Here is a 13,570-nt window from a genome sequence, read left to right on the forward strand (position 1 = left end):
TACGGGGAGTAGGTAAGAAACGAGCTAATTTTCAGACACCTTCCCCGGGTACCCGGGGAAGGTGTCTGAAAATACATCCCAATAGAGAGGATACCCTATTAATTTACACAAACTTATTGACAGTACCCTCCTTTGAACACAGGAGTTAAGAAACAGGAAGATGTTACTATATTTCTATGTTAAATTAAAATAATCTTAAGTACTTAGTAAATAATATCATTCAAGAAATCTTTTTTCTTGAAATCTAATAAATTATTTTCTTATAGGTGTAATTATTAACGCAATAAATAAATTAAAGACACCAAAAATAACGACAAATGACACCCAATAAATTAAAGAATTATTAATAGGTAAATCGAAAAATCTTATAATTAACCGATGTACAACTATTGAGATTGTTAAAATAAAGCAATTTAATATTGTATTTGATATAGCACGCATATAATTTAATTCCTCCTACAATGAGATAGTGCGATCAGATTGCTTTGCAATATCACTATCATGTGTAACACAAACTATCGTTTTCCCATTCTCTTTTAAATTTTTAAAAATAGAAAGAATGATACCTTTATTGTAATCGTCCAAATTTCCAGTAGGTTCATCTGCAAAAATAATTGTACAAGGTTTTAGTAAGATTCTTGCAATCGCTAGTCGCTGCTGCTCCCCACCACTTAACTGGTATACTTTTTTATCTAAATATTTATTGCTTAATTGTACTTTTTCTAGAACACTTATTAAATCAGAATCTTTTTTGAATGAACTATATTTTGTTGAAATTAGAAGATTATCTTTAACTGTTTTATCATTCATTAAAACATAATTTTGGAATATATAGCCAAAATGATATCTTCTTATTTTCATTAAGTTTTTACCTTTTGGATTAATCTTATCTAGAAATTTTACAGTTCCAGAGTCAGGAGTGTCTAACATACCTACAATATTGAGTAGTGTAGATTTACCTGACCCGCTGTTACCGACTATAGTAATAAACTCATTTTCATTAATATCTAGAGAAAAATCAGTAAAAATCTCCACGCTTTCAAAAGACTTAGAAATATTTCTTAGTTCTATCATATTTAATCTCCTTTTAGAATGGTACTACTATTTTTTTGTTGTATTATTTTTCCTACCAACATGATTGTTATCATATCAATGAGTAGTAATACTACGATAGAATAAATTGTAATTATGGAAGAAAAAATAATATATACTGCAATACCAGAAATAATGTTTGTAATAAACATGGTTAAATATAAATACTTATTACTGAACCAATGAGAATAACCAAATAAATATTCAATATATAGTTTATATATATTTGGAGCATAGTAACACCATGTAAAAATAATAATGCAAAGAAATGATAAGATTAACATAAAAATAAGAGTTATTATTTGTTGATACATTAGTTGTTTCGCTTCTGCAATTTCTTGTCCTTTTTCTTGAAATACGGAACTAACTGAAGGAATATATCCTAATGTATCCGTATCATTTAATACATTTGATATAGATGAATAAGCACTTTCGCTGTTATCATAATAATATAAATTTGTAGTAACATGGGCACTTATAAATGATGTATCCATTGTCGGCTGATAGATAACAGCGATAGGATCAGTAACTAGATTATTATTTAAATCTCCTGAATTTGAATTTAACGTAAAATAGTCTTGATTGTTCTCTACATAAATGATTTGTATATCTAAATCATCAATAGAAATGCTATTTAAAGGCAGCCCTATTTCTTCATTATATATGTTATCTACTTCTACCTTTTGGAAATAAAAAAAGTCTAAAAAGTTATGTTTTATTTCCTCTTCATAGTCTCGCAGTTTTTCTGGTACCAATAAAGATAAAGTTTCTGAATCATAATTAATTTTATCTTTGGCATTTTCTCCATCTATCGTATATATAGGATTAAAATCCAAATAGTTCTCATTAATTGTTACATTACGTCCATCAATAGATGTGTGGGGATTTGATCCTGATTCTTCCGTATCTAATTCATAAGCATATATTGAATCATTTATACCCAAATCTATATTCAAAAAATTTACAGAGTCTATTAAGATTGCTGATTTCTTCTCATTTAACTCATCATAAAAATCCGATAATTTATTATTAATTTGACGATCAGCTGATAAGTTATTCATCACATTATCAGGAATATGAACATTTATCCTGTATAAACCTTCTGTTATGTTCCAATATTCATTTGATTCTAGCTGTTTATTTAAATCTAACAAGGAAGTTACTGAAAAAATATTAACAGATAAGAGGATAGATGTAATAATAAACTTAGCCATTACCGACGCTATTGCATAATTTTTAAATGGTAGTTTTCCTTTCAAATTCACACTGCTGATACCTAATCTTAATATCATTCTTATCATTAGAAATGCGATTAAAAATCCAATGCTCATTACGATAATGACAACAATGAAAAATAACCCAATATATATATAAACATAATGATATTGTTTAAAATAAAATATGAAAATTGTCAGTGCAATAATACATGAACCTAAAATATAAGAAGCTACTTTAAAAAATGGTTTCATCAGACCTTTAAATATTTCTTTGAAAGAATATCCCCATAATTGATATATATAAATTAATTTTTTTTCGCTAAATATGTAAAATATAGAAACAATAGAAAAATTAATAAAAGTAAAGAAAACGATTAATAGTAAAGTTAGATCAACAAAGTAGAATGGAGATAATTCGTTATTTACGAACTCAATATGACCAAAAGGTGATAATACTTTTTCCAATTCTGTATTTATATCTTGATTGGAAGAAGAAATATATAAAATATCTTGTAAACCTACATTTATTACTTGATCCATATTATGAAATTTTAAATCAAGCTGTGAAGGCGGCGTGGAAATCATTCCAGATTGGTTATTTTCATAGTTGAAATTATTAGCAATAAACTCATTCTCTTCCGGAAATGTTCCATCTACAAGATCTATATTAGGATCATCTTCTAAATTAGTTGAATAAATATGCATCGTTTCGTCATCAAGAAAGGTATACTGCGAAATATTCACATGATGTTTTTTAGAAAATTGTTGTATCGCATCTAAAAATTCATCTTGTGAACGCTCATCATTAGGTATGATATTTACTTCCTGATGATCATTCATCACCATATCATATGAAAATTTTTGAAATGCAAAATTAAATGCAAATAGTAATAATGAAAAAAGAAACAATATAAATGAAATGACGGTAATTATTTTTTTCATAAAAACACCTCAATAAAACGGGTTTGCTCAAAAGCAAACCCGTCACAATTAATATTTAGAGTGGCAAAGTACTCCAGTTTGCTTTGTTTCCCCATCCGCTTTGAGCTATAGTAGATTTTGCTGTTCCATTACCTCCCATTATCCACGCTGATCTATCTGTAGCTCGGTGATTACTAGTACTAGCTCTATGAATTTTTGTCTGGTGGTCATAATAGGAATACACTTCTTTAAGCCCAATAAAGCCATGCTCCCAAGTGCCTCCTCCAGCAAGTTCAAACACAAGCGGATTTACATCGGAATCATTTTCCACTTCTTCCCCATCAATTGTTTCAGTGTACGTATCAGTATCATAATCGTATGTTCCTTCTTGCTTTCCATCATCTGAAGCTGCAAATGTAGTGGATACTGGTACACTCAGCATTACAGCACCTGCAAGTGTTAATGACGCTAATTTCTTGTTCATAAAAATCTCCTCCATTTTAATTAGAATTTTTTAAGTAGATTCATGATGACTATTTTTGTTACACTAGCGTAACGTGGTTGCAACACTACCAGAAAATTCTATTATTATCAATAGTTGGTGAAATTTAAAATTTTCAATATTTTATTATATGAGTGAATTTCATAATTCTTAATCCGTGTGCCCCAATGAAGTTCAGAACACGAAAAAAGAAGTACCTCCCCCAAAAATATCAAGCGATTATTTCAGCGATTGATCTGGACTGTATGTATCATGCGATTAATAAAAAATCTCGACTTGGAGCACCTGTTGAACTAAATTATGCAGGAAATTATTTCTTTTTTTGTTCGCTACATTGAGCGTATCCCAACCATCAAAGACATAATCAACCGTCTAAACAATGACTTTATCTTTGAAATGAACTGCGGATTTCTTGTTTCTGATGCTACTGTGGCGAATTGCGAAAATAAAATATTACCCAGGCCGAGAATCACGAACCCTACAACCATCGTCATTTTTATACCCATTTTAGCCAATACTTTTTCAGCTACGACCATAAAAATAGGCACTGGCAATACGGCCATTGCTCCGGCAGAATATTGTAGCACTTGTTGTAGATAAAGAATCAATATATTTTAATGGGAACCATGCTGCCTGTGTTAAAAAGACGCCGACATTACCAATACCGAAAGCCTCTTCCGGAATACTCTCGAAAAGTTCATTGAATGAAAAGGCAATATCATTTTCTTTCAACTTAATTTCAAAATCTAGCGGCAAAACTACTTGATTTATGGTAAAATGTTTAAACATAAGGACACCTCCAAAATTATTGTTTGGTCACTTTAATTTTATCAAAAGGTGTCCTTTTTGTTTACTAAAATAATGACAAAAAAGGCGTAAGGTCTCCACTTTTTAGTGTAAACTCCAACGCCTTCATTTTTCTTTACTTGAATTTTGTCCCAGCCTCAATTAGTTTTTTGGTTGTCTGTTGTAATTGTTGCTATGATAATCATTTTTTATCTATAAAACACTTTATCAACGTTATACTTCGACTGGAGTTGATTAATGATATATGTTTCATAAATTTCTCGTTCCATTGGATCCTCTACTAAACAAATATCGATTTTATTTACCTCGTCTCTATGGTTTTTAATAGGTGAAACATTATCTTCAAAATGCTTTTTAATTCTTTGACGTAGTTTCCGTGCTTTTCCAACAAAAAGAAGCTCCTCATTTTTATCAAAGAATAAGAAAATGCCGCCTTTATCTCTTGGTATTAAGTGGAAATCGATAAATCCATAAATATCTTTGATTACGGGTTCATTTTCTTTCGGAATTTGTTTCCGTTGGGTAATCGTAATATCTGGATTGGGTATGCTAATGTTTATCATGTTTCATCACGTCCCTTTTTTGTATAGAAGTAAATGCTATCATATGGAGGAGTGAAATGCTATTTAACAGTTAATTCACATACTTTCTTCCACTCTCTCTGCTAGTTTAAATAGAAATCGATAAATTAACCGATAAGCTTCCTCTAATGACATTTCCTCCTTAAACCCACCTACATAATTCAAGGCAAAATTCAAGTCAAACAAGCCATCCGTTTGATTAAAAATCAATTCAAATCTTGCTTCATCTCCATGTAATTCTTTACTTAAGTTTTCTTTAAGTGACCTCTCAAACTTTTTCTGCAACTGTAATCCTACCATGGCGTCATATGTTCCAAATAAATCACTCATTTCCAATGAAATCCCATCGACGCCGATGATTTCCAACCAATTAGATTCTAAGAATAGAAATTCATTCTTATGCTTTTGAAGATAGTCGATCGGCTGTTCTAAAAAAGCGAATGATTCTTTAGAGAGCGTTTCTTCTGTATTTTTATCACATCTTTCAATAGAAGCATCTAGGAAACGTGTTGTAGGGTCTTTTTCTATTAATGTAACGTCGCTCGATATTAATTCATGTTTCTCTATATACTCTTTTTCCTCTTGATATAGCTCAATTTTATTTAACGAAGCTGCAGCTTGTTGCTCTTCGCTCATCAATGATGAAATATATTTTCCCATTCGTGTATGTAACATAGATATAACCTCCTAAAATTGGGTGTCCGCCGCCGAGTGTTCATTTGGGATTAAGCTCTCCATTTCGCATAAATCACGCTTTAGCGTGGGCGTTTTCTACCTCTGGTTGTCGTGCCTGAATTCCCCTTTGGCCGATGCTTATTAGATCTTTTACTGGAAGAAGGCGTTGCAACATTTCTTCCGTTTCTTCTACGGCCTTCTGAGGGTTTCGCTTGTTTTAATTGCTCGCGATTTGCTCTCTGATAATCCGCACGATTAGGGATACTGACTCCTTTAATCACTTGTATTTCCAATTTTTGATGAATCCCCTTTTCAATCATTCGCAGGAACTCTACATCCTTAGGAGCCATTAAAGTAAAGGCAACCCCATCGCCACCTGCCCGGCCAGTACGTCCAATCCGGTGAACATAGCTTTCCACATCATGCGGAATATCATAGTTGTAAACATGTGTCACCCCTTCGACATCAAGCCCCCTTGCCGCAACGTCTGTTGCAACTAGGAATTGAGTTTTCGCCTCACGAAATCGTTTCATCGCTTTTTCACGTTTAGACTGGGATAAATCACTGTGCAACTCGTCTGATTCGAACCCGTTGGCAATCAAAGCTTCGTGAAGTTTTCTGGCACGGATTTTAGTTCGGCAAAATATAATCGCTAAAAATGGTCGATGTTCTTCGATTAAATGGATTAAAGTTTCTTGTTTTCTCCGATCAGTTGTTTCAATTACAACTTGTTTAATTTCTTCAACCGTAACCTTCTTTGCTTTCACTTCAATAAATTCTGGCTCGACCATATATTTTTTCACAAGAGATTTAATTTCTTTTGGGATGGTCGCAGAGAATAGCATGGTTTGTCTGGTAGAAAGTGTTTCATGAATGATGTCATCTACCTCTGGAAGAAAACCCATATGTAACATTTGGTCAGCTTCATCTAACACAAGCATCTGAACCGTTGAAAGATCAAGGCTTTCACGGCGAATATGATCTAATAACCGACCAGGAGTTGCAACGATAATATGGTTGGCACCTTTTAATTTTTTTAATTGACGGTTCACATCTTGACCACCGTACACAGCTAACGTATGGATGCCTTCTACGTTTTCAACCATTCTCTTGATTTCTTTTGAAATTTGCTGAGCCAATTCTCTTGTTGGGGTTAAAATAAGTGCTTGAACATCCGGCTTCTGCACATCAATCTTTTCAATAATAGGAAGAACAAAAGCCAACGTCTTTCCTGTTCCCGTTTGTGCTTTCGCAATAACATCCTTCCCCTCTAGTACGGATGGAATCGTCCGTTCTTGGATGGAAGTTGGTGCATCAATTCCTAATGACTTTAATGTATGGTTAATCTCTTTTCGAATACCAAGTTGTAAAAAATCAAGCAAAGCTGATCACGTCTCTTTTCTTAAATTAATGCCGTGGTATTTGTTCCAAGGCTTTTTTAACTATAGCATATTGGTTAGTATTTACAGAGTGATTGGGTTTATTTATGTCGTATTTCCATGGCTATGTTCTTTTTGGAACATGACCCCAAAAAATTAAAAGAAGACAGATAAACTGCTCCCCTGCCAATTGTTTATTTAGACTTGCTTAAAAAAGATGCTGGTATATCTGCTTTAAATGATAACAATTTATTTGTTGTTGGGTTTGGGAAGGCTAAGGTCTTTGCATGTAAATCGAGTCTGCCAATAGGTTTATAGTAGAGATCTCATTAAGACATGAATGGAAGAATCTTATGTTTAAAGTTAATTATTTCCTCATTCTTGTATTCAAACGCAATATTGTCTGTATCAGTGAGAATAAAATTTAGGAAAAAGAGACAAAAATAAGATTGTCTATACATTGGCTGAAACTTCAGATGAAAAATAGCGAAAAGGCGCGTTAACCCTTCATCAAATTCTCCTGCTATATACCTCTTGTAATAGGAATAATTGTGGTGTACGTCTAATTCGTTCCAAATAAATTTGAAAAAATCGTAGAAGAAAACATATTTACCTGCAGCCTCCCAATCGATATACCATAATGTTCTCTCCCCCGCTTCATCGTTTAAAAGAATATTATCTGACCACAAATCGCCATGTAAGTTGATAAACGGCAAATCCAGAGAAAACATTTCTGGTACAACTTTTTCTATTATTTTTTCAAACTGATGGACATAAATCACATTTGAACTTGTGTCTAATAAGCTATTCAATGTTTGATAATCAATCTTTGAATGAAGAGTTAAATAGTTGAAATAACTATGATAATCGTCGTATATTGTTTTTAAAATAAATTCTTCATCTTTGTCCGTTTTATCTACAAAATTAATGAATGCTTCCGTCAACATATTGCGCTTAGCGTCTTGATGGATTAATGCAGGAATACGAAAGAAAGATGAAAAATAAGTATAGTTTGCTATTTTCCTTTGATAACTCTCTTTATCGGTACAAATAATAAGTATTTCATCTTCTGAAAAAATTCTGATATCATCATTAATACAGAACCATAAGATACTTCCATTAAAATACTTCAGTCCAGGATCTTCAACTTCCAGTGAAAGTTGATTTTCGTTTTTTGTATTTTTAAGTTTATTAATCATAGGGTGACTGGTTTTTGCTGTATTAAAAACAGTTCTGAAATCTTTATCAAAAGTATACAGCCCGTTTTCTAAGTAAGCACTCAGTTCTGTTATTTTAGTTATTTTCGCCTGAACTACTTTATTATATTTTTCAAATTCTCTTGTCATCCTCTATCTCCTACTCTTTAACACTTAGATTCGATTCATTGAAATATAAACTTTTCAGAAATCTAATCAGTACGCTATTTCTCTATTTAATTTTATAAAAGTTATTTTCTAGCTTCTCCATCAGCTATCGTCCAAAGTAAATCATTGTGTGTACCATTGGATACAACACCCGGACTTGGCCTGAAATAATATTCATCAGAAGTTTTTACATCAGCAATAAATTGTGCTTGTTTTTCTTCACCTGGGGCTATTTCTCCCTCAAAGACCTGGATACTTTCAAAGTGCTCCGCATTATTTGATGTATTAGAACCTCCAAGTGAAGTTGCGATTCCCAAGTTATACATTAAATCCTCTGCAACTAAGGTATCATCGCTTGTATTTTTAAAAGTAAGGTCCAAGACGATTAATTCATCTAATAAAGTAGCCTCGCCGTCTAATTCTGTACCTACAATTTCGGCAGAATTAAGAGTTAGCTCATAGGTTCCAATTGAAGTTTGAACTAATCCTGTATCTCCAAGCCTTAAGTCCATTTGTGGTTCTTCTGTTACTTCAAAATAGCCACTATTTGAATCTGAAGAATCATCATTTACCTCTTCGTCTAATTTATTATCTCCTTCTGTATTATTTTCAATATTTCGTTCTTCTCCACCCGTTGTGTTTCCATCATCACTACATGCAATTAAAAACATAGCTGTAAATAGTAGAGAAATCACTGTTAATAATACCTTTTTCATATTCGTATCACTCACTTTCATTTTAATAAACATTCTACTATCATTCAGTCACTTCTATTGTTAATCCTTTTATATAGATACGATTTAGATTATATAAAGTTTCATTTTAAAAGATAAACAAGTAAGTTTTTTCAACTTATTAAAAACATTGATTAAATACGTGCTTAAACTAATCCTTTATTTAGCTCATCATTTCTACACCACAAATGCGCATAATGTTTTAAAGTTATTTCTAGTGAGCTATGTTCTAATCTGCGTGATCAGCATTAAACTCATTAATTGGTTTACTAGACATAAAAATATCAAAAATAGGTTAATTTTTATTATTAGACGGTAGAGTTTGCATAAGTTCAAAGAAGTATTTAGAATCGCCAGTATTAAAATAGTTATACCAAGATTCTAATGTGTTTGACCTAAAAACGTCTAAGCACTCAATGATTTGTTTCGTCCATAGCAAAGCAACAGTGGAACCAGCGGTAATAAGGTTATTAGATGAAATAGAAGGTTGGTCTATATAAAATTCTTGTCCTTTATAATCAGAGCAAACCATTTCAAGGAATCCTGGACCATTGCTAGTATGTGGACGATAACATTTTGTCCCGAATAAGGATCAAAAATAGATCTACCAGATTCAGAAAAGGACTTGTAATTATCCTGTGCCTTGTAATATTTATCTTTAATTTCAATTATCCTCTTTTTTTGCATATTCCCAATTCCAAAAATAGTTTAATTTTTATTGTTAGATCTTATCGAGTTAGATTTCTGTGTTTGGATGGTGTCATAAACTCACAGTCCTAATTATTGATCTTAATTCAACAAACAGGCTACTTTGTGAATAATCAGTCACCTAAAACTTCTAGAGTAAATTATTATTTGTTTATTTAACCAGAGCAAAGAGGAATATGAAGTTTAGAAAAACCTGGGTGGGACATTTTGCAGCATGATCGAAAGGGTTTAATGTCCTTCTAAGAGCCTAATTTCTCAATTTTAATGTTGAGAAATTAGACTTTTATATTTACTTAATGCAAAATAGCGTTTAAATGGTGTGCAATATATTGGAAATATTCTCTTCACACGATCAAGATGCAGAACGTTTTCCGTCCATTTTATTTGTATAATAGGTAGTGAATCCAATAATAAGCGGAACAAAAACAACGATTGGGATGACCCATACAACCAGACTTACGGATTCAACGTGAAGAAGTCTCGGCGCACCAAATACAGTAAATGCAGTTACGGTAGCAATACAGCACGTCAGCATACCTATAATATGTTCTACTATCCAATGCGACCTCTAGTCGGAGATGACAACCAATATTGCAGTTGAGTCCCGCCCAAGAACACACCTACAATAGGAAAAAACTTCAATAAGGGAAAATCTATTTTCCAACCATATATACTAATGGCAATCCCAGAGATAAGTAATAGTATCGGCAGCAATAGATCCATTGCTTTTCTATGTCCTATTCTGCGCGTTTTATAAGGACATGTAAACCATACCATACAGCCCCACCACTTAAAATAGCAATAAAAATCAGAAACCAAGAAAAGGGAACATCATCTGCATCAAATGACGAATCCCACGCAAGACGATAAATCCCCATATATAATGCTGAAACTGACACAATGCTCATCGCAACTACATAAATCCAGCCACTACGTCGATGAAGCTTTCTCCCCTTTCTCGTAACGATTGGAATCCAAAATACACATAATGCCAAGAAGCCACCTATAATATGAGACCACCGAGCAACCATAAAAATATATTCCACAAGTCCCCCCTTGCACGATGTTTTTTTAAAATCTATTCCAATATATGTTAAGAAATTATAAAAGATATCATAGATCCATTTTTGCGGTGCTTTTCAATTTCTTTAATACAACTTTTTTCGGGATGAAAATGCAATATTATTTTGAAAGCACCTGCACGCCATTGTTCCTTGGAATTGCTTTATTTGTTTTAGTGTATCATACTATATGCCGCTGAAATATGTTAGGTCCATTATAACTAAACGCTTATAACGTTTGGAGATTCTCATTGCCGAGCATATGAACCAAGTACTCAGCAAAACAATCATCCCATTGAAAATCCATTACTATCGGTTTATGTTTAGACCCCCGATCAGGCAAATTAAATTATATTAAATCACAACATAACTTTACGGTTATATTCCAACTGTGTTATATTCAATAATATCAATATGTCAAACATCAGAAAGGGGATGCAATGATAAAAATAGATATTTATTTAATGAGGTGAGCGACATGTCAGGTAAAATTCCAAGCATGAATGTATCTATGCTGGGGGCGTTGGCTGAACCTAATCGGATGGCAATCGTTGAGTTGCTGCGTAATGGGTCTTTAACAGTGGGGGAAATTGCTAATCGGTTGGAATTGAGCCAGCCGCATGCTTCAAAGCATTTAAAGGTGCTAAGTGACAATGGAATTGTAGAAGTGAAGCCAGAAGCTAATCGTCGATATTACAAGCTACGGTCTGAGCCCTTCCGAGTAATAGAATATTGGGCGACTTCCTTTCAAAAGGATATGGAAAGGAGACTCGACAACTTGGACGGTTATGTACAAGAATTGCAAAATAAAAAACAATAGACAAGTGAAAAATAAGGAGGAAAAAATTATGCCAAATAACAAAATGATTTCAAGAGTAGAGAATGAAAGGTTTCTTGTTTTAGAACGAATTTATGATATGCCACATGATCAATTATTTCAACTATTTAAGGAACCAGATCACTTAAAGCGCTGGTGGAGTACGGATGGTTGGGAACTGCCCGTTTGCAACATGGACTTTCGCCCGGGAGGCGTATGGCACTACTGCATGAAATGTGTTGATAAGAATCAAGAAGAATATGGAATGGAATCTTGGAACAAAACCATTTACAAAGAAATTATTGAGCCAGAAAAGATTGTCTATAAGGATTATTTCTCGGATCCAGAAGGCAATATCAATGAGGCCATGCCTTCTCCAGAGGTCACGATGGAATTCATCGATTTAGGCAGTCAAACAAAATTGGTCAGCCGTTCTGAATTTGATTCAGCAGCTTCACTTCAAGCTGTTTTGGACATGGGAGTGTTGGAAGGTATCACGCAAACGTGGAATAAATTAGATGTACTAGCAGAGGAATTAAAATAGGGAATTAAGCTCTGATCGTTTAATTTGATTTTTAACAAAGCACTCACAAAGGGCCTGTGTAATAAGTCTAAAAATGAAACAAGAGGGAAAAATAATTTATCTTTCTTCCTCTTGTTTTTCGTTTCTAAAAAATATTCGAAAAGTAGCCTGCGAAGTCCAGTTATTTTCGGAATACTGTGGACCAATGACACAATCCCGAATTCCATGTGGACTTTATTGATAAATTTGTCGATTCCCCTTTGCCTTTGTATACTGTGGTTTAATAGGACAATTCAAACAACCTTCGCATTATTAAATCTTATACTCTGCACATGACTGGATCTATTTTTCCGATTCAGGTATTTTTTAACGCTACTTTTCGATAAAAAGAGAGGATTTAGTTATATGGAAGAATGGCTTTACTGTGTATCTTTCTTCTCACTTCTACTATAAAATCAATTCATTATTAATTTTTTCACTCGTGTCTTATTCTCACGATGGGTCAAAATTAACGATGAAATACACCGATGGATTGAATTTGAAATAGGGTCCTGCGTTAATTCCCCTAAAACCATCGATTTTGGACTGAATTTAAGGACGAAAACGGTTGTGCGCTGCACCTTGATAGAACGTAATGTCTAGAAATACTTTGCTATGCTTCATCTCCGCTCTAGTCTGATCCGAAGTACCCGTGCAAAACATTCCCATCAAATAGATTAACAAAACCCACAAAGTGCTATTGTATTTCCTCAATCGGCACATCCTTTATATGTGTTGCAATCCACCAAATGTGTCCAAAGGGATCTATTAGTCCTCCACGTCGATCACCTTCAATATGATCTTCTACAGGCTCCAATTCCTTCGCACCTGCATCAATAGCTTGTGCAAAAAGTGCATCAGCGTCCTCAACATAGAGAAAAATATGCATCCCAGCTCCTCTAAGAGACTGGGGGCTCTGCATAATCGGGTATGCTGGAAACTCATCAACAATCATGATTGGTGAATCACCGATTTTGATTTCCGCATGCTGAACTTTACCACTGTTATCTGTAACACGCATCTTTTCAATAGCTCCAAATGCCTTTTGATAAAATGAAATAGCAGCAGTTGCATCTTTGATAATCATGTACGGTGTCACTGTGTGGTATCCTGCAGGAATGCCTTTTGTATTCGATGTCATGAAATATTC

15 protein-coding genes and 1 pseudogene are annotated in these 13,570 nt (G+C 33.4%); 3 read left to right on the forward strand and 13 right to left on the reverse strand.

Translation table 11 applies throughout. The features are described from left to right. Window positions 1-252: 252 nt before the first annotated feature. From KI343_RS20675 to KI343_RS18035, 4 genes are read right to left on the reverse strand one after another with little or no spacing between them, the layout of a single operon-like run. The gene (locus tag KI343_RS20675) at window positions 253-441 is read right to left on the reverse strand and encodes a bacteriocin-like WGxF protein (RefSeq protein ID WP_212927810.1); all 189 of its coding nucleotides are present in this window, start codon (window positions 439-441) and stop codon (window positions 253-255) included. 15 nt (window positions 442-456) lie between these two features. Then, window positions 457-1,074 (reverse strand): ABC transporter ATP-binding protein, encoded by a 618-nt coding sequence (locus KI343_RS18025; protein WP_212927811.1) that lies wholly within the window; start codon window positions 1,072-1,074, stop codon window positions 457-459. 2 nt (window positions 1,075-1,076) lie between these two features. After that, complete coding sequence (locus KI343_RS18030; RefSeq protein ID WP_212927812.1) at window positions 1,077-3,251, reverse strand: DUF1430 domain-containing protein; 2,175 nt, start codon at window positions 3,249-3,251, stop codon at window positions 1,077-1,079. Window positions 3,252-3,306: 55 nt separating this feature from the next. Then, window positions 3,307-3,714, reverse strand: a complete 408-nt coding sequence (locus KI343_RS18035) for a lactococcin 972 family bacteriocin (RefSeq protein WP_212927813.1) — start codon at window positions 3,712-3,714, stop codon at window positions 3,307-3,309. A 224-nt stretch (window positions 3,715-3,938) separates the two neighbouring features. Here KI343_RS18035 and KI343_RS20260 point away from each other — a divergent pair. Next, window positions 3,939-4,155, forward strand: a pseudogene (locus tag KI343_RS20260) (IS5/IS1182 family transposase); the annotation flags it as partial. A 99-nt stretch (window positions 4,156-4,254) separates the two neighbouring features. Here the strand turns inward: KI343_RS20260 and KI343_RS18040 are convergent. The 8 genes from KI343_RS18040 to KI343_RS20485 form a co-directional block, all read right to left on the reverse strand. Further along, window positions 4,255-4,521, reverse strand: coding sequence for a hypothetical protein (locus KI343_RS18040; protein WP_212927830.1), 267 nt, complete (start codon window positions 4,519-4,521; stop codon window positions 4,255-4,257). A gap of 206 nt (window positions 4,522-4,727) precedes the next feature. Continuing rightward, complete coding sequence (locus KI343_RS18045) at window positions 4,728-5,102, reverse strand: nucleotide excision repair endonuclease (RefSeq protein ID WP_212927814.1); 375 nt, start codon at window positions 5,100-5,102, stop codon at window positions 4,728-4,730. Window positions 5,103-5,177: 75 nt separating this feature from the next. Then, the gene (locus KI343_RS18050) at window positions 5,178-5,795 is read right to left on the reverse strand and encodes a branched-chain amino acid aminotransferase (protein ID WP_212927815.1); all 618 of its coding nucleotides are present in this window, start codon (window positions 5,793-5,795) and stop codon (window positions 5,178-5,180) included. Window positions 5,796-5,875: 80 nt separating this feature from the next. Beyond that, window positions 5,876-7,177 (reverse strand): DEAD/DEAH box helicase, encoded by a 1,302-nt coding sequence (locus KI343_RS18055; protein WP_212927816.1) that lies wholly within the window; start codon window positions 7,175-7,177, stop codon window positions 5,876-5,878. A gap of 326 nt (window positions 7,178-7,503) precedes the next feature. After that, on the reverse strand, window positions 7,504-8,520 hold the full coding sequence (locus tag KI343_RS18060; RefSeq protein WP_212927817.1) for a phosphotransferase: 1,017 nt from the start codon (window positions 8,518-8,520) through the stop codon (window positions 7,504-7,506). Window positions 8,521-8,621: 101 nt separating this feature from the next. Further along, window positions 8,622-9,287 (reverse strand): hypothetical protein, encoded by a 666-nt coding sequence (locus KI343_RS18065; protein ID WP_212927818.1) that lies wholly within the window; start codon window positions 9,285-9,287, stop codon window positions 8,622-8,624. A 1,045-nt stretch (window positions 9,288-10,332) separates the two neighbouring features. Then, window positions 10,333-10,515 carry a hypothetical protein gene (locus KI343_RS20480; RefSeq protein WP_306432596.1) on the reverse strand — a complete coding sequence of 61 codons (183 nt, stop codon included), beginning with the start codon at window positions 10,513-10,515 and terminating at the stop codon, window positions 10,333-10,335. Window positions 10,516-10,717: 202 nt separating this feature from the next. Continuing rightward, window positions 10,718-11,026 carry a DUF2306 domain-containing protein gene (locus KI343_RS20485; protein ID WP_306432597.1) on the reverse strand — a complete coding sequence of 103 codons (309 nt, stop codon included), beginning with the start codon at window positions 11,024-11,026 and terminating at the stop codon, window positions 10,718-10,720. A gap of 493 nt (window positions 11,027-11,519) precedes the next feature. Here KI343_RS20485 and KI343_RS18075 point away from each other — a divergent pair, with 493 nt between their 5' ends. Both KI343_RS18075 and KI343_RS18080 read left to right on the forward strand, forming a co-directional pair. Beyond that, a complete protein-coding gene (locus KI343_RS18075) occupies window positions 11,520-11,861 on the forward strand; it encodes an ArsR/SmtB family transcription factor (protein ID WP_212927819.1) in 342 nt (113 codons plus the stop codon). 28 nt (window positions 11,862-11,889) lie between these two features. Continuing rightward, window positions 11,890-12,402: an SRPBCC domain-containing protein gene (locus tag KI343_RS18080; RefSeq protein WP_212927820.1), complete on the forward strand. Its 513-nt coding sequence runs from the start codon at window positions 11,890-11,892 to the stop codon at window positions 12,400-12,402. Window positions 12,403-13,117: 715 nt separating this feature from the next. Here the strand turns inward: KI343_RS18080 and KI343_RS18085 are convergent. Further along, window positions 13,118-13,561 carry a VOC family protein gene (locus KI343_RS18085; RefSeq protein WP_062750322.1) on the reverse strand — a complete coding sequence of 148 codons (444 nt, stop codon included), beginning with the start codon at window positions 13,559-13,561 and terminating at the stop codon, window positions 13,118-13,120. Window positions 13,562-13,570 lie beyond the last annotated feature (9 nt).

Source organism: Oceanobacillus sp. J11TS1 (assembly GCF_018333215.1).
Taxonomy (GTDB): domain Bacteria; phylum Bacillota; class Bacilli; order Bacillales; family Amphibacillaceae; genus Oceanobacillus.

Bases quoted from the DNA above. Each gene is read 5' to 3' on its own strand.
- KI343_RS18085 (WP_062750322.1), bottom strand. From the start codon at position 13,561: ATGACATCGAATACAAAAGGCATTCCTGCAGGATACCACACAGTGACA.
- KI343_RS20480 (WP_306432596.1), bottom strand. From the start codon at position 10,515: ATGCTGACGTGCTGTATTGCTACCGTAACTGCATTTACTGTATTTGGT.
- KI343_RS18080 (WP_212927820.1), top strand. From the start codon at position 11,890: ATGCCAAATAACAAAATGATTTCAAGAGTAGAGAATGAAAGGTTTCTT.
- KI343_RS18035 (WP_212927813.1), bottom strand. From the start codon at position 3,714: ATGAACAAGAAATTAGCGTCATTAACACTTGCAGGTGCTGTAATGCTG.
- KI343_RS18075 (WP_212927819.1), top strand. From the start codon at position 11,520: ATGTCAGGTAAAATTCCAAGCATGAATGTATCTATGCTGGGGGCGTTG.
- KI343_RS18025 (WP_212927811.1), bottom strand. From the start codon at position 1,074: ATGATAGAACTAAGAAATATTTCTAAGTCTTTTGAAAGCGTGGAGATT.
- KI343_RS18030 (WP_212927812.1), bottom strand. From the start codon at position 3,251: ATGAAAAAAATAATTACCGTCATTTCATTTATATTGTTTCTTTTTTCA.
- KI343_RS18050 (WP_212927815.1), bottom strand. From the start codon at position 5,795: ATGTTACATACACGAATGGGAAAATATATTTCATCATTGATGAGCGAA.
- KI343_RS18065 (WP_212927818.1), bottom strand. From the start codon at position 9,287: ATGTTTATTAAAATGAAAGTGAGTGATACGAATATGAAAAAGGTATTA.
- KI343_RS18040 (WP_212927830.1), bottom strand. From the start codon at position 4,521: ATGTTTAAACATTTTACCATAAATCAAGTAGTTTTGCCGCTAGATTTT.
- KI343_RS18045 (WP_212927814.1), bottom strand. From the start codon at position 5,102: ATGATAAACATTAGCATACCCAATCCAGATATTACGATTACCCAACGG.
- KI343_RS20675 (WP_212927810.1), bottom strand. From the start codon at position 441: ATGCGTGCTATATCAAATACAATATTAAATTGCTTTATTTTAACAATC.
- KI343_RS18060 (WP_212927817.1), bottom strand. From the start codon at position 8,520: ATGACAAGAGAATTTGAAAAATATAATAAAGTAGTTCAGGCGAAAATA.